The 17,757-nt window shown below is 70.2% G+C and carries 22 protein-coding genes; 3 read left to right on the top strand and 19 right to left on the bottom strand.

Annotated elements, in window-relative coordinates; translation table 11 throughout:
• Positions 1–44: 44 nt before the first annotated feature.
• The 3 genes from BLT28_RS39450 (at position 45) to BLT28_RS39440 (ending at position 3,008) form a co-directional block, all read left to right on the top strand.
• Positions 45–2,111, top strand: a complete 2,067-nt coding sequence (locus tag BLT28_RS39450; protein ID WP_030431946.1) for a hypothetical protein — start codon at positions 45–47, stop codon at positions 2,109–2,111.
• A 20-nt stretch (positions 2,112–2,131) separates the two neighbouring features.
• Positions 2,132–2,494 carry a hypothetical protein gene (locus BLT28_RS39445; protein WP_030431947.1) on the top strand — a complete coding sequence of 121 codons (363 nt, stop codon included), beginning with the start codon at positions 2,132–2,134 and terminating at the stop codon, positions 2,492–2,494.
• Positions 2,495–2,594: 100 nt separating this feature from the next.
• Positions 2,595–3,008, top strand: a complete 414-nt coding sequence (locus BLT28_RS39440) for a hypothetical protein (protein WP_030431948.1) — start codon at positions 2,595–2,597, stop codon at positions 3,006–3,008.
• Between the two features lie 122 nt (positions 3,009–3,130).
• Here BLT28_RS39440 and BLT28_RS39435 read toward each other — a convergent pair whose 3' ends face one another.
• From BLT28_RS39435 to BLT28_RS39350, 19 genes are all read right to left on the bottom strand, one after another.
• Positions 3,131–3,547, bottom strand: a complete 417-nt coding sequence (locus BLT28_RS39435; protein WP_030431949.1) for an Imm1 family immunity protein — start codon at positions 3,545–3,547, stop codon at positions 3,131–3,133.
• Complete coding sequence (locus BLT28_RS39430) at positions 3,532–4,281, bottom strand: DddA-like double-stranded DNA deaminase toxin (RefSeq protein WP_052407821.1); 750 nt, start codon at positions 4,279–4,281, stop codon at positions 3,532–3,534. The genes BLT28_RS39435 and BLT28_RS39430 overlap by 16 nt, the downstream gene beginning before the upstream one ends.
• A 341-nt stretch (positions 4,282–4,622) precedes the next feature.
• A complete protein-coding gene (locus BLT28_RS39425) occupies positions 4,623–4,850 on the bottom strand; it encodes a holin (RefSeq protein WP_030431951.1) in 228 nt (75 codons plus the stop codon).
• Positions 4,851–4,867: 17 nt separating this feature from the next.
• Positions 4,868–5,914: a peptidoglycan recognition protein family protein gene (locus BLT28_RS39420; protein WP_052407822.1), complete on the bottom strand. Its 1,047-nt coding sequence runs from the start codon at positions 5,912–5,914 to the stop codon at positions 4,868–4,870.
• Between the two features lie 4 nt (positions 5,915–5,918).
• A complete protein-coding gene (locus BLT28_RS39415) occupies positions 5,919–6,725 on the bottom strand; it encodes a hypothetical protein (RefSeq protein ID WP_030431953.1) in 807 nt (268 codons plus the stop codon).
• Complete coding sequence (locus BLT28_RS39410; protein WP_156051379.1) at positions 6,722–6,961, bottom strand: hypothetical protein; 240 nt, start codon at positions 6,959–6,961, stop codon at positions 6,722–6,724. The genes BLT28_RS39415 and BLT28_RS39410 overlap by 4 nt, the downstream gene beginning before the upstream one ends.
• Before the next feature lie 32 nt (positions 6,962–6,993).
• Positions 6,994–7,842, bottom strand: a complete 849-nt coding sequence (locus BLT28_RS39405) for a hypothetical protein (RefSeq protein ID WP_156051381.1) — start codon at positions 7,840–7,842, stop codon at positions 6,994–6,996.
• 93 nt (positions 7,843–7,935) lie between these two features.
• Positions 7,936–9,069 (bottom strand): siphovirus ReqiPepy6 Gp37-like family protein, encoded by a 1,134-nt coding sequence (locus tag BLT28_RS39400; RefSeq protein ID WP_030431956.1) that lies wholly within the window; start codon positions 9,067–9,069, stop codon positions 7,936–7,938.
• Between the two features lie 10 nt (positions 9,070–9,079).
• A complete protein-coding gene (locus BLT28_RS39395; protein WP_030431957.1) occupies positions 9,080–10,564 on the bottom strand; it encodes a phage distal tail protein in 1,485 nt (494 codons plus the stop codon).
• Positions 10,565–10,624: 60 nt separating this feature from the next.
• A complete protein-coding gene (locus BLT28_RS39390) occupies positions 10,625–13,294 on the bottom strand; it encodes a hypothetical protein (RefSeq protein WP_156051383.1) in 2,670 nt (889 codons plus the stop codon).
• 19 nt (positions 13,295–13,313) lie between these two features.
• The gene (locus BLT28_RS40715) at positions 13,314–13,457 is read right to left on the bottom strand and encodes a hypothetical protein (protein WP_156051385.1); all 144 of its coding nucleotides are present in this window, start codon (positions 13,455–13,457) and stop codon (positions 13,314–13,316) included.
• A 23-nt stretch (positions 13,458–13,480) separates the two neighbouring features.
• Positions 13,481–13,804 (bottom strand): hypothetical protein, encoded by a 324-nt coding sequence (locus BLT28_RS39385; protein ID WP_156051387.1) that lies wholly within the window; start codon positions 13,802–13,804, stop codon positions 13,481–13,483.
• A 9-nt stretch (positions 13,805–13,813) separates the two neighbouring features.
• A complete protein-coding gene (locus BLT28_RS39380; protein ID WP_157376122.1) occupies positions 13,814–14,374 on the bottom strand; it encodes a hypothetical protein in 561 nt (186 codons plus the stop codon).
• A gap of 16 nt (positions 14,375–14,390) precedes the next feature.
• Positions 14,391–15,362, bottom strand: a complete 972-nt coding sequence (locus tag BLT28_RS39375) for a phage tail tube protein (RefSeq protein WP_030431961.1) — start codon at positions 15,360–15,362, stop codon at positions 14,391–14,393.
• Positions 15,362–15,556 (bottom strand): hypothetical protein, encoded by a 195-nt coding sequence (locus BLT28_RS39370; protein ID WP_030431962.1) that lies wholly within the window; start codon positions 15,554–15,556, stop codon positions 15,362–15,364. The genes BLT28_RS39375 and BLT28_RS39370 overlap by 1 nt, the downstream gene beginning before the upstream one ends.
• A 26-nt stretch (positions 15,557–15,582) precedes the next feature.
• A complete protein-coding gene (locus tag BLT28_RS39365; RefSeq protein ID WP_030431963.1) occupies positions 15,583–16,026 on the bottom strand; it encodes a hypothetical protein in 444 nt (147 codons plus the stop codon).
• Positions 16,023–16,994: a flagellar hook assembly protein FlgD gene (locus BLT28_RS39360; protein WP_030431964.1), complete on the bottom strand. Its 972-nt coding sequence runs from the start codon at positions 16,992–16,994 to the stop codon at positions 16,023–16,025. The genes BLT28_RS39365 and BLT28_RS39360 overlap by 4 nt, the downstream gene beginning before the upstream one ends.
• A gap of 11 nt (positions 16,995–17,005) precedes the next feature.
• Positions 17,006–17,290 (bottom strand): hypothetical protein, encoded by a 285-nt coding sequence (locus BLT28_RS39355; RefSeq protein ID WP_030431965.1) that lies wholly within the window; start codon positions 17,288–17,290, stop codon positions 17,006–17,008.
• Complete coding sequence (locus tag BLT28_RS39350; RefSeq protein WP_030431966.1) at positions 17,290–17,697, bottom strand: hypothetical protein; 408 nt, start codon at positions 17,695–17,697, stop codon at positions 17,290–17,292. Before BLT28_RS39350 ends, BLT28_RS39355 begins: the two co-directional genes overlap by 1 nt.
• Positions 17,698–17,757: the final 60 nt, after the last annotated feature.

Below are 17,757 nucleotides of genomic sequence, written 5' to 3'. Positions count from 1 at the left end.
CCGGTGGGGTGCCCCTCTTTCCTTGCAGGGAAAGGGGAAACGTGATGGGCAACGAGCGGATGACGGTCCCGGCCGAGGTGACGTGGGGCGCTGTGTACGGGGTGGGGACGTGGGCCGCGCACGCCGTGTTCACGATGTGGGAGGTTCACCCGGCTCTGGTCGGGGTCGGCGGCCTGGTGGCCACGGGTCTGGCGGGCACTGCGGTGTCGGTGCACCTGCGCGACCACGACCGGTGCACCGAGCTGACCCGGCGAACAGCGCTGACCTGCACCGGGGTCCTGGGGATCGGTGACGTGGCGTGGCTGACCTATGCCCAGGTCACCGGCGTGGTCACCGGCACCATGGCCGCTGCTCTCGTCGCCGGGGCGGCGATGGTGTGGGGCTCGGTGACCGCAATCGGCGCGAAGCTGCGGCGCACCGCGCCGACGGTGGCGGCCGCGCGCGACGCCCAGCGCGCCATCGGGTCGTGGGGGCGGGTGCTGGAGGAGGCCGGGTACGGGCACCTGCGGCTGCTCGGCGAGCCGGAGCGCGGCGACGACCGGACGACGCTGCGCTGCACCTACCCGGCGAAGAGCGCCAGCTTGCCGACGCAGGCCGGGGGCGCAGAGGCCATCGCCGCGGCCGTGGCGGCGGTGTTCCCACGGCGGCGGGTCACCGACAGCATGGTGATCGTCGAGCCGGGCGGCATGGTCCAGTCCGGCACGCTCGCTATCCACGTGCTCGACCATGACGTGCTCGGCGACCGGATCGAGCCGCCGCGCTGCGACCGGCGCCGTTCCATCCGCGACCCGTTCGACCTCGGCCGCTACGTCAACGGCACCACGGTCGAGGCGATGCTGTGGCGGGTGCACGGCGAGTTGATCGGGATGACCCAGAGCGGCAAGTCCACGATGCTCAAGCGCATCATCCTCGAGCTGCTGCGCTGCGACGACGTCGAAGTGTGGGTCGGCGGTCGGCACAAGCTCAACGACCTGGTGCGCTCGTTCCTCGCCCACCTGCAGCAGCTGCGGCCGGGAGAGCCTGAGCACTGCCCGTTCGGATACGTCGCCGCTGATCAGACCGGGTGCCTGGAAATGCTGGCCGCCGGGTGGCAGGAGGGCAACCGGCGGCTGGCCCTACCCGGTGGCTACGACGGGCCCTCGCCCGTGCTGCCCTCGATCGTGATCAACCTCGACGAGGCGCACCACGTGCTCTCCAGCCCGCAGCGCATCCTGTGCCACGACGGCGTGGAACGGAACGCCAGTGAGCTGGTGTTCGCGATCACCTCCGGGCTGACCAGCGTGGACGTGACGGTGATTCTGGCGACCCAGCGCGGCACGGTCGACCACTACGGCGTCAAGGGCCCCGACATCAAGGCCAACCTGCGGCTGCGGATGGCCTTCGCCAGCGCGGACCCGGCCGACCTGCCGCGCGTCGTGCCCAACGCTCGCGCGGCCCTGTCGAATGCGAAGCTGCAGCACCCGGGCGCCTTCTACATCCAGCAGGGCAGGGTGGCGGCACTGCTGGCCAAGGGCTACGACATCACCGGCGCCGAGATCGAGGCGATGATGCCCGCCCGGCTGGACACCTGCGGCCAGCTCCCCGCCGAACTCGACGACCTCCTGGACGTCGCCGACGGCGCATACGGCAAGCGGTGGCTGGACTCCCTCGAGGAGTTCCTGGAGTACGTGCGCACCGGCACACGCCCCCGCGCCACCCCGCCTACCAGCGGGCTGAATAGCCGCCTGGCACCGGCTGCGCCTTCGCACGGCAGCGGGACAGCGCTCGCCGCGCTGCCGTCGGTCACCGAGATCATCGCCGCGTCCGACGAGCGGATGCGCCAGGCCCGCCTCGATCGGGTACGTCGCCTCGACCAGGCCGCCGTCGACAAGGCGTTCGCCGACCTCGTCGCCGACCCGCCCTTGGCGATTCCCACCGGAGCCCGCGACCGCGTCCAGCTCGCGGTCGAACAGCTGGGCACCGCCACCCGCGCCGAGATCGTGGCGTGGCTGGCCGAGCACCAGGCCCCGGTCGCCGCGGGCACCGTCACCAACCAGTTGGCCGAGCTGGTGCGTGACGGCCTGGTGCGCCGCGACGGCCCGACCAACTCACCCACCTACCGCCCCGCATAGACACCAGGGAAAGGACCTCCGTGAGGACCACGCGACTGCGCACCGGCGAAGAGATCGACGAGGGCATCGCTGCGCGCGTGTACCACGCCATGGTGGAACTGTTCGTCACCGATCCGGTGGCCTGGGCCGAGGCACAGCACCTCGCCAAGTGCCCCGGGCAGCCGCTGTTCGGGACCGCCGGACAACGGCTGCGCGCGTACGGCCTGGTGGCCAACGGCGAGCTGGAGATGGACGCGGCGACCCGCGCTGTTGTGCTGGCCTGCGTCGCCGACGACGGCCGAGGGCTCGTCAGCCCCATCCAGGACCCGGTCCACTCCACCGATCCACTCCACCGCCCCGCCCCGCCCCATTTGCCGCAGCGACCTGCGAAAACACGGCCCTGATCCAGGACCACCACCGTCGGTGGAGCGGTGGAGTGGATCGGACACAATGTCGCCCCTGAACCCTCGAGCCGTACGCGCTCGCAGCTTGAAAGGTGCGCTCGTGCCCCTGCGTTTCCACGTGCCTTTGCCGGGCCCGTTTTCCTACTCCCGCAGGATCAGCGGCGACGGCGCCACGACCGTCGCGAAGGGGTGCCTTGCCTTCGCCTTCCTCATGTTCTTCGCGCCGCTGTGGCTCTGCTTCGCGCTCATGTGGTGGACGCTGGTCGCCTGCTACCTGGTGACTGTCGGCCTCGTCAAAGGCACCCTGTGGGTAGGTAGTGCCTTGTGGACCCGCCTGAGTACCGGGGGCAAAACCAACCACCCCGAGGAGCGGACGCAGGATGCCGCGTTTTGGGCCCAGGCTGAGCAGGACGACGACGCAAGCCCCGCACCGTCTCAGTGGTTCTGCGACCCATGCGGTGTTGAGGTCAACGGCTACAAGTGTCCGAAATGCGGCGAACCGTTCGACGTGTAACAACAACCACTGGGCCTGTACCCCATGCGATGGTTCGCCTGCTGCCGTCGTCGAGCTGACCTTTACACAGCGACGCCCCCGCACCGGGATACCGGGGCGGGGGCGTTGTCACGTTGAGGGGGTCAGTCGGCTTCGTACCAGGCGATGGCCGTAGGGCGGCGGCCGCCGGTGCGCATGTACTCCCGGGCGGCGGTGATGACGTCGGCGGCGGGGATCTCCGCGCTGGCGGGGTACTCGGTGTCAGAGGTCATGTAGTAGTACAGGACCGGCTTCGCCTCGCCGGTGGCGTTGGCGTCGGGGTTGTGGCTGTAGCAGCTCTCATGGTCGGGCCCGGAGTACCAGACCACGCCGCGGTCTTCGCAGAACCCGACATCGAGGGTTGCGGCCGCCGGGTTGTCGGCGGGCAGCAGCTCGACGAGCGCGGCCTTGCGGGTGCGCCGGACCTCCTCGAGGATCGCGGCCAGCTGCTCCTCGCTGGTGACCCGCGCGGGCTCCTTGCCGTGCTCGAAGTCGTAGTAAGCGTTCAGCTCGACCACCATGGCGTGGCTCCCCCCTCGAAGGTCTCCCGGTAGCCGTCGCTGCCGAGCACGGTCAACGTGTACCCGGCAGGCAACACGATGCGTACCAGGGTGTCACAGCCGTACGGACCGACACAGGGCTGGTTGTTGATCACCACCGTGGCGTGTCGGGTCTTGGTGGCGACCATCCGGGCAGCCAGCTTCAGCTCAACGTCGGCCGATCGGGTTGTGCGTCGGCGGGGCGGCAGCCCACGCTCCACCAGCAGCTGGTCAACGTGGTCGGCGTCCTCGTCCCGGCCGGAGATGATGGGCCTGACCGTGCCGTCAGCGGCCGTCCACCGCCCGTGCGTCTTCTCGCCCGTCCCGGGCTCCACCGTCGGCGGCAGCTGCCCGCGGACCCGCTCCAGCAGCCGTTCCTGCTCGGCGGGCGACACGCGCACCGGAGCCGGATCGGCAACCGCGGCCGACTGCGGAGCGGCCGGAGCCGTCGAGTCGACACCCAGGTGCGCGACAAACCCGGCGATCGCCTCCGGCACCGTCCTTGTCACGGCGTGCAGCACGTTGTCCAGGTCGTCCTTGGCGTTGTGCAGCAGGCCGTGTACCTCGTCCGCGGCCGAGTCGGTGCTGCCCGCGGTGTGCTCCTGCCACTGCGTCGCAGCGTCGTCCAGGGCCTGCTCGGCGTCGGCGAGCTGCTGCACCGGCAGCGCGTCCACCACGGCACGCGCAGCCTCGGCTACCTCCCGCAGCGACGCCACGCCCTCGACCTTGGCGCGAGAGGCCGGGGCGCGGAGCGGATCGGGGACGGCGTACCTGATCGGAGGAATGCCGGGCCCGGTGGCGTCGGCGCTGAACGAACGAAGGGCCCCCGCACGGTGCGGGGGCCCTTCGTGGTCGGCGGTTCTTCCCCAACCGCTGACCGGTCACCTCTGCTCGTCAACCACGCGCGGCTGACGCGGCCGAGTATAGAACAGGTGTTCGACTCGTCAAGGCAGGCGGCGGCGGTCGCCGACGTGGGCATGCGAAAAGGCCCCGGCCCACCCCTGTGCGGGGCGGGCCGGGGGCCTCGGTGGTGGTGCCGTTCTTGAAACCGCCGCCGCTACGGCAGGAACCGCACCAGCGACGGTGAGCTGCTGTCACCGACGGCGGTCGAGCCCACCGAGGTGATCACCGAGAGCACGGCCGCCATCCCGGCGGCCGAGAGCGCGGCGCCCCAGGGGGCGTCGAGCAGGCCGACGGCTTCGGCGCTGAGGATGGCGGCCAGGGACTGGGCGCCGGTCTTGATGGCGCGCTCGGCGGCGGCCTTCCAGAACAGAATCGTCCACATAGGAGTGTCCTTCCGGGTCAGGTGGTGTCGGGGGCGGAGCCGAGTCGGGCCCGTTCGCGGGCGTCCTCCTCGTCGGCGGCCGCGAGGGCGATGGCGCGCACGTCCTCGTCGGACAGGGAGCGGATGCCGGACTGCACCAGCGCCGACAACCGGGCGGCGAGACTGGCTTCCATGGCGTCCATGCGCTCGGCCATCACGCGTTCCAGCGCGGCGGTGTCGACGTCGTCGAGTTCGCCGAGCGCCTGCAGGATCGCCAGCGCCAGGCGCTCGGTGCGGAACGCCGCGGCGTCGGTGTGCATAAGGAAGTTCAGCGGCGGTTCGCTGACGGTCGACCTCTTGCCGTCGGGCAGGATCACCTCCGACTGGCGCGGCGCGGTCAACGCGTCCGCGGACTTCCACGCCGCGACGTTGGCGAAGGTCAGCCACACCCACGCGGCTTGCTTGTTCTCCGGCTTGTCCGGTTGGGCCAGGATGTGGCTCCACACTGCGGTGGCGATCTCCTCTGGACTTGGCATGCCGTCTCCTGTCATCCATTCGTCGACGGAGCCCCGGAACCCGCCCATGTCGCCCGGCCATCCGGCGGGGTCGATCTTGCGGCCGGGGGCCCATTCCTTGTGTGCCAGCGCCCGATCCGCGGGCAGGCCGACGTGGTCGAGCAGCGCGGCGACGCCGCGCGGGTAGGACTCGTGCTGTGCGGCGGTCCAGTCACCGCGGCCGGTGGACTCGGCCTCGACGCCGATCAGGTGGTTGTTGCCGTTGTCGCGCCCGCACCAGCCGACGTAGCCCGATCCGGCGTGGTAGGCGGCACCGGCGGCGACGATGAACCACGTGCCGTCTCGGCCGAGGCCGAGGTTGCACAGCGGGCCGGCCAGTCCCGGCCGCCCGTTCACGACAACGTTCTGCGAGGGGAAGTTGCCGCTGGCGGGTCCGGCGGTGTGGTGCAGCAGCACGCCCCGCACGTCGGAGAAGTTGCCGTGTCCGCGGTTCTGCCAGCCGCCGATCTCGACCACGTTCAGCCCGGCCTCACGCAGCACGCCGGGCATCCAGGTCAACGAGTAGGCCATGCGATCACCTCTCCGGTGTGGTGGTGGGCGCCCTGCTCGTCGACGACGGCCGGGTGGGGCGCGGTGCGGTGACGGTCTCGGTCGTGCACGCCGGTCCGGCGTCCTCGGTTTCGCCGGTCGTGTAGGTGATCAGCCACCGGCAGGAGTCCGTGCGCGCCGAGCGGATGCCGCGGCCGTCGGCTCCGGCCGGACCGGGCGGCAGCGGCCCGAGATCGGTGGTGGTGGCGTCGGTATAGGTGACGACCAGGCGGCCGGAGGCGGCGGAGATCGAGACGATGCCACGCCCGTCCCGGCCGACCACCCGCCCGACTACTTCGGTGCGGCCGTCGCTGTAGCGCAGGACCAGAGCGCCGTCGACGATCTCCGTCCCGGCCACTCCGACCCCGGGCTGGCCGGTGCGGACGATGACGCCTTTGTCCTCGGTGCGGCCGTCGGTGTAGGAGACGAGCAGCCGCCCATCCGAGGTGATGCTGGTACCGGTGATCCCGCGCGCGGCCGCGGGCTGCACCGGCGGCACGGTCGGCCCGGGTGGTGGGGTGACGACGGGCTGCTGGCCGAGCGCGCGCACCTGCTCGGCCAGCGCCCGCGCCGCGGCGGCGGAGTCGAGCGCCTGCTGCTGCATCGTGTCGGCGCGCGCGTCGAGCCCGGCCAGCTCAGCGTTGGTGGAGCTGCGATCCGCCAGGTACGCGGTCAGCACCAGCAGCGCGCCGACCGCCCCGTAAGCCAGGCGGCGGCGCTGCCGTCGCCGCTCGGGCTCGTCGACCGCCGCGGCGGCTGCAGGCTGCACCACGTCCTCGGTCACATCCGTCATCGCGGTCCCTCCTGTTCGGCGCCGTCGTGTCGCACCTTCTCGGCCAGCTCGGCCAGCTCCTCCGCTGTGATCCGCCCGTCGGCGGCGGCCTCGATCAGCCGCCGCGCCGCGCCGTCGGCGGCGGCCTCGCGCTCCTTGGCGGCAGTCCGGCGTTCTGTCCGGACGTACTGCCAGACCGAGAACAGGAAGGTGACGCCGCCGACGACCGCGGTAATCAGCTCTGCCCAGTCACCCACCGGCACCCCCTTGTTGTTGCGCCGTAACGGATTCAGGCGATGCGCTGGATGCTGAGGGTGCTCTGGGCGTAGAGGATGGCATCGCTGACTTCGGCGCCGTTCTGTGCGAAGCGGACGCCGAGCGGTCCGGCGGTGTCCAGCGTGGTTACGGTGCCGCGCAACAGGGAAGCGACCTTCGTTCCGGCCCCGGCGCCGCCGCTCACAAGCGTGGTTCCCAGGTCGAACACGCCCATCTCGATGTCCGCGCCGATGCCTCCCGCGCCGAACACCAAGCCCGCCGGGCAGATCTGGCCGGTGGCACCGGTCGGCCCGACGGCGGTGATGCGGACGTCGGCTGTGGTGGTGGCGGAGTAGATCAGGAACGCCTCGAACGTGTACGTCGCGTTCGCCGACATCAGCGGCAGCAACTGGGTGTCGGTGTGGTTGGCGATCACGTTGTCGTTGTTGACGGTCTTGTTGCTGGTCTTGCGCGCCACCACCGGGGCGTCGTCGATCCAGGTGCGGTTGTCGAAGACCTGCGCCGCGCCGATGCTGGTGTCCAACGCTGGCACGTCGACCCCGCCCAGCCCGACCTCCCACTTACTGGTGTTCTGTGTCAGCGGGGGCAGCGTCGGCGATCCGGCCGCGGTGCCGGTGAGTACGTCCAGCTCGAACCTGTTGAGGGTGAAGTCATTCCTCAAGATGACGCGGTCTTTGCGGGCGAGCGTGGCGTGCGCGGCGGCGATCGGCAGGGTCTTCTCCGTGACGTTCTGGCCCCACTGGCCTTGTGCCCAGCCTTCTCCGGCACGGACCTTGACCTGCATGCCGGTGCTGTCGGCGAAGACCTCCATCGCGGTCGCCGCGGTGCGGAACACGCCATTGCCGAACTGGACGCCCTTCATGTAGCGCATGAACTGGCGCCAGAGGTCCTCGCGGGCGTCCGCTCCAGCGCCGGAGTCATAGGGCGCGTAGGTGTCGAGAGTGACGGCCACTTCTCATCTCCTTTCGACGTTGGTCAGGCGCGTGTCGATGCGCCGGAACGCGCGGAAGAGCCGGAATACGTCGTGCGCCCCGGGTGTTCCGATCACAGGCTGAATCCGTTGTGGACCTTCGGGTGTCAGCTCGATCTGGACCTCGCGGATCAGCTCTACGACCGGATCGTCGAGCACGGCGGTGACCTTGTCGCCGAGGTCGTAATGCCGCCCATAGGTCATGCCGGTGGTGTCCACCGGCGTGGATTTCAGCGAGGTGCTTTCGCCGCTCTCGGCCAGCTGCTTGGTGATCTCCTGGTCCAGCTCGGCGGCGACGGCGGTGTCGCGGCGGTCGACAAAGCGTTCGATGCGGTCCCAGGTGGCCACGCTGGCGGAGTCCTGGCCCTCGCGGATGACCCTCGCGGTGCCTTCGCCGCTGCCGCCAATGAACAGGTAGTTGCCCTCGGGCGCGCTGGACTTGTAGTCGTAGGCGGAGAGGTTGCCCAGAGCCTCGGAGAAGATGATCGAGGCGGTGCGGTCGACCGGCTGGTAGACCCTGAACTCCAGGAAAGGCCCTGCTTGACGGACGCGGAACCCCACACCGCCACCGGCGATTGCCAACTCCTGCAACAGTTCGAGGAGCACTTGCCAGCGGGCGCGGCCGGTTACGGTCGAGCCGACCACCGCGGTGGCGGGCACGGTGAGACCGGGCACGCGCCGCACCGCCAGCGCTCCCGGGCCGAGGTTCACATCCACGTACTGGTCCAGAACGGCGCTGCAGGTGTTGGTGCGGACCTCGTGCTCGACGAGGTTGTAGGGCGGCACGGCGGTGCCGGGCTGGGGATGGGCGACACGGCGAGCCAGCCACACGTTGTCGTCCACTCCGGACACGGTGACGGTGTTGGTGTTCACCGACCGTTCGTGGTGGCGGTCGGTCAGTGGTCCGCTGAGGACGGTCTGCATGTCGCTGGTGCGCACGACTTCGATCCCGAAGCCGGGCGTGGTGAGGGCGGCGGCGAGCGGGTTGCGCCGGTTGAGGGTGATCGACCAGGTGCCGACCGCGTTGAACCGGGACACCAGTGAAGCCTTCTGGTAGTCGTCGAGCTGCCCGACGCGTTGCAGCGCGCGGTTGCGCACATAGATGACGAAGGTGCTCACGAAGCCGTCCTTATGCGGTGAGGTAGCGGTGGCGGCGGGCGAGCTGCAGGCTGGAGACCAGCGCGACGGTGCTGGACATCTCCAGCCGGACGGAGTTGGAGCCCCGCGCCAGTGGCCACAGCGACGACGCCGAGGACAGCGCCGTGAACAGGTTGGTCCCGTCGTTCTTGAGCACGCTCTTGCGGCCGGGGCGGGTATCGATCACCAGGTGCTCCCCGACGGCGAGCGTGGTCGTCAACGTCAGTGCGTAGCCGGTGGTGAGGTTGCGCAACGTGATCGCCGATCCGGGACCGGTGATTGTCCACACCGGCCACGTCTCGACGTCGCCGGAGTTGATGATCGTGGCCTCGACGAACACCGATGAGGACGCCAGCCGCAACGGGAAGATCGGGAAAAACGTTGCCGTGTCAGCACTGCTGAACGTGTCGATGGTGTCGGTGGTGTCGTACCAGTACGGATCGACCGCCCGGAACATCGGCACGCAGCGCTGCAGCGTCGGGCCGCTGGTGCGGCCCAGGGTCTCGTCCATCTCCAGCCCGGCGGAGACCCGGCAGTAGATCTCGCGCTGGTCCCCGATCGGCGTGGTGATCCGGATGGTGCCTTCGCCGCGGACCGGGTCCATCGCCGCGACCAGTGCCCGCATCCGCGCCCGCAGTGCCGCGGGCGAGGAGTCCTCGATCCACAGCGGCAGCGAGAACTCGCGCACTCCGTGCCGTGCCTCGCGGTGACGTGCGCCCGGCTGCTCGGGCACCCCCTCCTCGACCAGGACCGGCGGCGGCGCGAAGCGGCCGGCTGTTGACCACTCGACCTCCAGCGGGATCATCGTGCCGTCCGGGGAGATCCACACCGTGGTCTCGGCGCCGTCGCTGCTCCCGGCCGGAGACACCGACACCGACACCGACAGGTACGCGGTAGACGAGGAGGCGGTGGCGGTGCGGGTGCCGGTGGCACCGGAGGCGACCAGCGCCTGCCGGGCGACCGCGGCGAACAGGTACGGAGTCGGGGTGTCGGCGACCTCGATCATGGTCCCGGGCGGGGTGTAGCTGCTGGCCCCAGCGACCCCGGCCCAGCCGCACAGCAGCAGCGTTTCCGGCCGTGCGGGCGAGATCTCCGGCGCCACCTGACTGGTGCTGGCCGAGCTGGAGCCGCCCCAGGCGATCACGTCCACCGGTGAGGTGGTGTCCGCGCCGCTGACGCACAGCACGTGCGCCACGCAGCTCGACGGTGGCGGCACGCCGAAGGTGTGCGCGCTCGGCTCCGCGGAGGTCACCGCGCGCACGAACACCTTCCCGAACGCCGCGCCGCCTTGGAAGCCGTCGCCACCGGCCTGCTGCCAGCCCTCCGGTGCGGTGATCGCCTCCGCCGTGCCGTCGTGGTCGGCGAAGACGAACGCCACCAGCACGTCGCCGACGGCCGTCCCGGCCGGTGTGGTGACGGTCAGGGTCGCGGTGCCGTCCGCGATGTCGGAGTTCTCCGAGCGCACCACAACGGCCACAGCCACTCACCCCTCGAAAATGTGTTGCGTGACAAGGACATGAGCGGCCGTGCCCGGTGGTTACAGCCGGAGGTCGGCGAGCTGTTCCATCCGCGTGAACTGGGCCCGCAGGTCGATCTCGCTGTTGCCCGCGTTGATGACGGTCAGGTGGTAATGCGCCTGCGTGCCGCCCTCGCGCAACGGGTTGCGGCCGCCCGCAGCGATCTCCTGCCGTCGCATGCCCTCGGCGAGGTAGTTCCACGAGCGCATCGACCCGTCCAGCGGCGCGAACAGCTCATCGCCCCACATGCGATCACCGATCAGGCGCCCCTCGTTCGGCGGGACGATCGTCGCCCGGTCCGCGCGCATCGGCCGCAGACCACCGGAGGCGTACGCGGCGGCGGTGTAGACGCCACCGAAGGCCTCCATCCGTGCCCCGCTGGGGGTGCGGATCTGGATGCCGGTGTTACCCACGACCCTCACGCCGACCGTGACCGTGCGCGGACGGGTCAGGGAATCGAGTTCGTTCTTGGCCGCCGCGGTATGGGCGTCGACCCGCACCTGCCCGTTGGGCAGCCTGGTGACCGTGAAACCGATCCTCTCCAGCTCGGCCTGTGCTTCGCGGGTCAGCGACGTGACCGTGATGCTCTTCTGGTTCGGCACGGCGTCGAAGCGGGCCCGCAGGATCAGCAGCTCCTGCTGCGTGGGCGTGAGACCGGGTGCGCGGATCAGTGTCTCGACCAGGTCGGGTATCAGGTGCATCCGGTCGGCCAGCTGCGCGGCCTGGTCGCGGGTGAGACCCATCTGCGTGGCCATGGCGAGGAAGCTGTCACGGCTGCTCTGCACGACACCGCGGGCTTTCTCCAGGGCCTGCGGCATCGTCTGCCCCTGGTCCAGCGCCAGCTGGTAGGTCTTCTGGGCGGTTTCGGCGGTGGCGTCCCGCAACCCGGTCAACGTGCTGAACAGCGCCTGGCCGTTGCGGGTCATGGTGTTGACCGAGCCATCGGCGTTGAGCAGCGCCTTGCCGTAGCCCTGCGCGCGGTCGACGTTCTTGCCGAACAGCTCCTGCAGCTGCAGCAGCGAGCTGTTGACCTTGGCCTGCGACTCCTCCAGGTTCAGGCCACCGCCGGTCAAGGCGTCGAGTGCGTCCTTGAGCGCGCGGGCTTTGGTGTCGGCGTCGGCCGCGGTGTCCTTCAACACCTTGATTGCACTGGACAGCCTCGACCCGGCCGAGGTGGAGTCCAACATGGAGCGGCCGCTGGACTGGATCGCGCGCGCGTAATCCCGTTGCCCTGTCGCGGTTTCCCCGGTCTTCTTGTTCAGCGCGTCCAGCTCGCCCAGCAACTTCGCTGCTGCCTGTGCCTGCTCGTTCTGCACCGGCCGCGCGATGCCGGTCTTCGCGTTCTCTACGTAGGTGGTGTTCGCGCGGATGACCTCCTGCAGACGCGTGCGGAGCTCACTCAACGCGTTGCCCTGGCCGAGCACCGCATCCACCACCTGGTCGCTGGCGATCCCGAACCGCTTGGCCGATTCGATCGCGGCCTTGGTGGAATCGTCCTGGGCGATGGTCTTGCGCACGTTGGTGTCGATGGCGCCGCTGGACTCGCGCAGCGCCCCGGCCAGCGACCGCGCGAACGTCGCGTGGCGTTGCGTGCGCTCGGCCGCGGACTCCTGCGAGGACCCGAGCAGCCCCAGCAGGACGACGGCGCCCCCGATGACCGCGCCGAGCGGACCACCCATCCTGGCCAGCCACTCGCCAGTCTTCTTCGACGCGTCACTGATCTTGGGAGAGGTTGCGCTCGCCGCCGCCGAGAGCGTCATCAGGCCCCCGGCCATCCCGGTGATCACCCCGGTGGCCGCCGACGCGGTACGCCACGCCAGGCCGAGGGTGACCACCACACCCACCAGCGCGCCCAGGTCGTCGGTGATCGGCGAGAGGATCACCAGCAACCCGTTGAGCACGGTCAGCGTGCCGCCGACGGCGAACCCGAGCACCGGCAGCGCCCCGCTGCCCAGCTCGCCGACCGCGCCCGCCAGGTTGCCCACGAACCGCACGGCCTGGGGCATGTAGGTGGCGGCGGTGTCGGTGAGGTCGACGAGCAGGCCACCGACGCGGGGCAGGGTGGTTTCGACCATGCGCCCGAGCCCGGTCAACACGACCTCGGTGCCGCGTGAGCCGGTGGAGACCTCCTTGTAGAACTCCGACACGCCGGTGCCGCTGGAGCCGAGCAGCTTGCGCCACCCGGTCAGCACCGGCCCGCTGGAGCGGATCGCGACGTTGAAGCCGGGCATGGCGTTCTCGGCGAAGTCGGTCAGCCCGCCGACGAACTGCACCATCAGCGGCGCGCTGTCGCGAACCGCGTCGTTGATCTGCGGCTTGAGCCGCCCGAAGGACGCGCCGATGTCGCTGGTGATCCGGTCGATGTAGGGCACGGCCGGAGCCGCGGCGTCGATGAGACCACGGTGGATTTCCCCGCCCAGGCTCACCATGTTGTCCCGGGTCTGGGTGTTCGTGGCCGCGGCGGCCGCGCCGATCGCGCCGAACAGCAGCGGCACCCCGCCGAGCGCTACACCCATCGCCGCGCCGGAGGCGATCGCCGCGCCCGCCGTGGCCGCCAGGGTCTTGGCGCTGACGTTGCCCATCCGGTTCAGCCGGGCCGCGGTGCGGTCCGCGGCCTTGGACACCCGGTCGAAAGCCGGGCTGGCCTTGTCGATGCCGAGGATGGTGAACAGCAGGGAGTTGTCCGCCACGACCACACCCCCTGTTCTGTTATCTGCCCGCGCGCTTGTTCGCCGCGGTCTGGGCCTGTTCTCTGCGGATGTCGGCCTTACGCTGCTCGACGAGCGCCTTGCACATCAGGAAGTCCTCGCGGGACAACAGGTCCATCTCCCACGGCTTGATGCCCAGCCACATCAGGAAGAACGGCTTGTACTCCGCTACTTCTTGCGCGATCGGGCTTTTGGCCGCGCGGCTGCGGGCGCGGGCGAAGGGTCCGGCACCGCCCCCTCCGTGCCCTCGTCCTCGTCGTCGTAGGTGAGGTCGTCGAGGCTGTAGGTCAGGTCCTTGTAGGCGATCTTTTCCCCGGCCCGGGTCATGCACAGCCACAGCATCGCGTTGAGCCCGAGCATCCCGCGCTTGGCGAAGCTGTTGATGACCTCCGGCAGGGTGTGGCCGGTGGCGACCTCCAGCTGCAGCGCCTCGACGTTGGTCAGCGTCTCTTCCAGCGGGTAGTCGGTGCCCTTGTACGTGAACTTCGCCATGATCACCTTCTAGAGTCGTTTGAGGTAGGAGGACACGACCTGCTGCGCGGCGTCGCGCACCTGCGGGCCCTCGGTTTGCATGGGGTCGTCGAACCAGTGCGGCGGCGCGGTCTGGGCCACCCAGACCTCCCGGTTGCCCCACACCGGATGGCGCCACTTGCCGCTGTTCATGTGCTTTGGGAGCTTGCGCATCCCCGGCGGCAGCAACGACTTCTGCACCTTGATCCGCAGCCGCGCGGTGCGTGCCGACGCGGTGACCTCGGTGCGCAGCGCGTTGGCGGTGGATGCCCGAAGACCGGCGCCCTCGCGGATGCGCTGCGCCATGCGGGCGCTGACGCGCTTGCGGCGGGAGAGCAGGTACGCCTCGCGTTGCGCGCGGCCTCGGCCGCTGCTGTGCCCGGAGATCGGCAGCCCGAGCACGGACTGCTCCGCCGCGGCCTTCGCGGGTTCGGCGCTGGCGCGCAGGGACTTGGCCATCTCGCGGGCGATCGCGCCGTTGCCGGTCTCCCGTAGCCTGCGCGCCAGCTCCTCGAACTGTTCGGTACCAACGACTTTCACCCGGACAGCCACGGCCACGCCTCCGCTGTTACGGGGTGGCGTCGGTGGTCTGGTAGGCGATCGTCAGGCCGGTGGTGCCGTCGTCGACGACCTTCCACGGCAGCGGCTGCTCGACGATCCCCGGACCGCCGATGTTCGGCGTCTCCCCGTCGAAGCGCACGTTCGCTGTCAGCTGCAACGAGTACTTGTAGGTGCTGCTGATCGTGGGCCCCTCGAACAGCAAATCCAGCGTCGCCTCGGTCCCGTTGACGAACCGGTTGTAGGCGGCCAGGGACTCGAACTCCGGCGTGAGGTTGCCGGTCACCTCCCGCATCCCGGCCTCCAGCGGCGACTTCCGCAGCGCCCGGCCGAGGAAGAAGCGGTCCTCGGCCAACGCGTTGCTGCCGTTGATGGTGACGTTCTTGACGTCCGCGGCGCTGCTGGCGATCTCCAGCGCGCCCTGGACGAACGTGAACGGCACCAGGTCGTCGGGGTAGGTGATCGAGGCCAGCGCGGTGGCGGTGTCCTCGTCCTCGCCGAGGATGGAGTTCTGCATGGTCAGGAACTCCCCGACGGCGCACTCCAGCGTCCACTGCGTGGTCCGGCACCCGTGGTAGGTGAACGGGCGCACGGTGCCGCCGACGTCCGGGCGGCCGACCTGGATGGTCTGGCTGACCGGCAGATCACCAATGGTGAACTCGTGCAGGTAGACGTCGGGGTCGTTGACCGCATCCGGCTGGCTGGTCGCGACGGCGCCGAGCATGTGCTTGAACCACCGACCGAAACCGACGGTGCCGACCTCCATGGTGATGTCACCGGAGACGCTGCGCTGCCCGGTGGCCCAGCGGTCCGAGCGCTGGATGCGGGTACCGGAGCGCAGCGCGCTGGACTCCATGCGCGTGAGGTCCAGCTTCAGCGACTCCTGCCGGAACTCGAACCCGCGGTTCGGGGTGACCGGGGTGCCGTAGGTGCTCTCCTCGGCAGTCATCAGCTGCGCCGAGAGTCCACTGGGGATGGCCATTACTCGTTCTCCTTCGTGGCCTTCGACCGCTTCGCGGCGGGCTGTTCGGCTTCGGTCCAGCACTCCTGCTGCAGCAGCGAGCGGGCGACGTCGTGACGGTCCTCGGGGACATCGATCGGTTCACCGCGCCGGGCGAGCATCCCCAGGCCGGGGACCTCGACCGCGCGGGACGGTCCGGTGTAGACGATGCGCACGCCGAACTCCTTTCGGTGGTGGGGATTCAGCGCAGCCGTGAGCTGCAGGTGATGCGGTAGGCGAGCACGGAGGTGCAGCCGTCGTCGTCAAGCAGGTACTCCAGCTCGTGCCCGGCGACGGTGGCGTAGGACAGGCCCTGCACCCCGGACAGTCCCGGGTCGACGGTCAGCAGCTCCTCCACGGCCGCGGCGAGCTCGTCCGCGCGGGCGTCGGTCTCGGCGACGGTGCCGCCTGGGATGCGCACGACGATGTAGAGCGTCACGGACAGCTGCTCGTCGCGCTTGATCCGCGGCGAGCCGCCGAAGATCGCCAACGTGCTGGTGCTGGTGATGCGGCCGAGGTAGATGCGCTCGCGCTCCACATCCGAGCCGTCCCAGCTGTAGGCCACGTCCACGCCCGCCAGCTCCGGAGCGGCCGAGAGTCGTTGATACAGCGCGGTTTTCACCGCGACCGCTCGCGTGTGGGTCACCGGCGCCCCCCGTGGAACAGCGAGTAGTACTGCGGATCGTGGGAGAGCATCCGCGACGCGGGCCGCGAACCCGAGCCTGCGGCGCCGTCCTCGTCCTGGCCCACCCGCAAGCTGTAGCGGGCATACACGGCGTCAACCTCGGGAATGCCGGTGCGGTAGGCCGAGGGCAGCGACAGCCGGTAGGTGCCGCCGTCCACCGCGGTGAAGGACTCCGCCCGGTCGGGGATGCCGCTGCGCGCGATGTTCAGCCGCGTGCGGGCCCGGGTCAGGGCCGCGCGCTGGAGATCCACCGGAAGCTCGCGGCCGTGGTGCTCGTACTCCACGACCACGTTGGCCAGCCCCGGCAGCCACACGTTGTCATCGACGCGCCGCAGCACCCGGTCGTCGGTGACCACCAGGGCGGCCAGCTGCGCCTCGGTGAACCCCACGAACGGCAAGCCCACACGCGGGGACACGCGCACCGACCGGATCGTGCGCACACCGGCGTCGGGCAGCACTAGGTCGGTACTGCCCGTGCCGTTGAGCACTTCCCGCCGGTACCGGCGGACAAAGGACTGATCGCAGATCTCTTCGCATTCCTGCTCGACCTCCAGCCGCACCCGCACCAAGTCCGCGGTCGGGTACTTGTCGGTGCTTTCCAGGGAGGAGTCGCTGTTGCGCAGCGCAGTGAGGGTGAAGAAGAACCCGCCGACGATCTCGACCCGGTCGGTCTCGACGACCGCGGCCCCGTCGACCGTGCCCGCCCACGCCACCGTGAGGTCGGCGAGCGCGGCCTGCGGCTCCAGCGCGAAGGTGTAGCGCCCGTCCACGCCCGGATCGGCGGTCGCGGTGCCGGTGTCGACGACGTCGCCGTTGGCGTCGGTGATGGTGACCGTGACCGGCGTGGTCGAGTTCGTGCCGGTCTCGCCGACGGTGAAGGTGTGCTCCAGGACGGCGGCCGCGGTCCTGGCGACCCGGGTCAGCATCATGTCCGCCCCTCTCAGCCGATCCGGATGGAGCCCTCGACCGCGCCGGAGACGACCTCCACGTAGACCCCGGCGGCGGCGAAGATCCCGACCGGGTGCAGCAGCGACACGCTGCCGTCGGCGGCCAGGGCGACGGTCTCCAGCAGCACTCCGGACGCCGCGCTGGCGTTGTCCCACACCCGGACCTCCGCGGCCGCGCCGGCGGTTTCCCGCACGGTGATTCCGCGGTAGAGCGTCGACGGTCCGGCCACGGCCTGGTTGGCGCCGGTGAGCGCGGTGGAGCGGATCGCGCCGCGCATCAGCGGGCCGTCGCGTGGATGATGACCGCGCCGTCGGGCATCGCCAGACCGGAGGCGGTCACCAGCTTTTCGACGGTGAGCAGGTCGTCCTCGTCGACGAGCAGCAGCGCGGCCGCGCCCAGCGTCATGTCCTCCGGTGTGATCGCCGTGGAGTTGGTGGCGGCGTAGGAGCGCGTCGCGGGCAGGTCCGTTCCGGTGCCGTCACTGCCGCGGTTCCTGAGGGTGAGGGTGAAGTAGTTGGTGCCGTTCGCGGTCACCCCGGCGGCGGGCACCCACTCCACACGGGTGATCTTGAGGGGGTACGGGGCGCGGAACCCGACGAACTCGTCCGGCGTTCCGGCGGTGGACTGTCCGGCAACGGGGATGGTGAAGACGTGGTCCCCGGCGATCTGGTTGAACTTCGTCACGGCTGTCTCCTCGGGCGAGGCGGATGGAGAGGGGAACAGGGGTGCGCCCGCCCCAGCCGG

The sequence above is a fragment of the Allokutzneria albata genome (genome assembly GCF_900103775.1).
Taxonomy (GTDB): Bacteria; Actinomycetota; Actinomycetes; order Mycobacteriales; family Pseudonocardiaceae; genus Allokutzneria; species Allokutzneria albata.
Note: the sequence above shows the minus strand (reverse complement) of the source record. Positions and strands in the feature narration are given on the sequence as shown.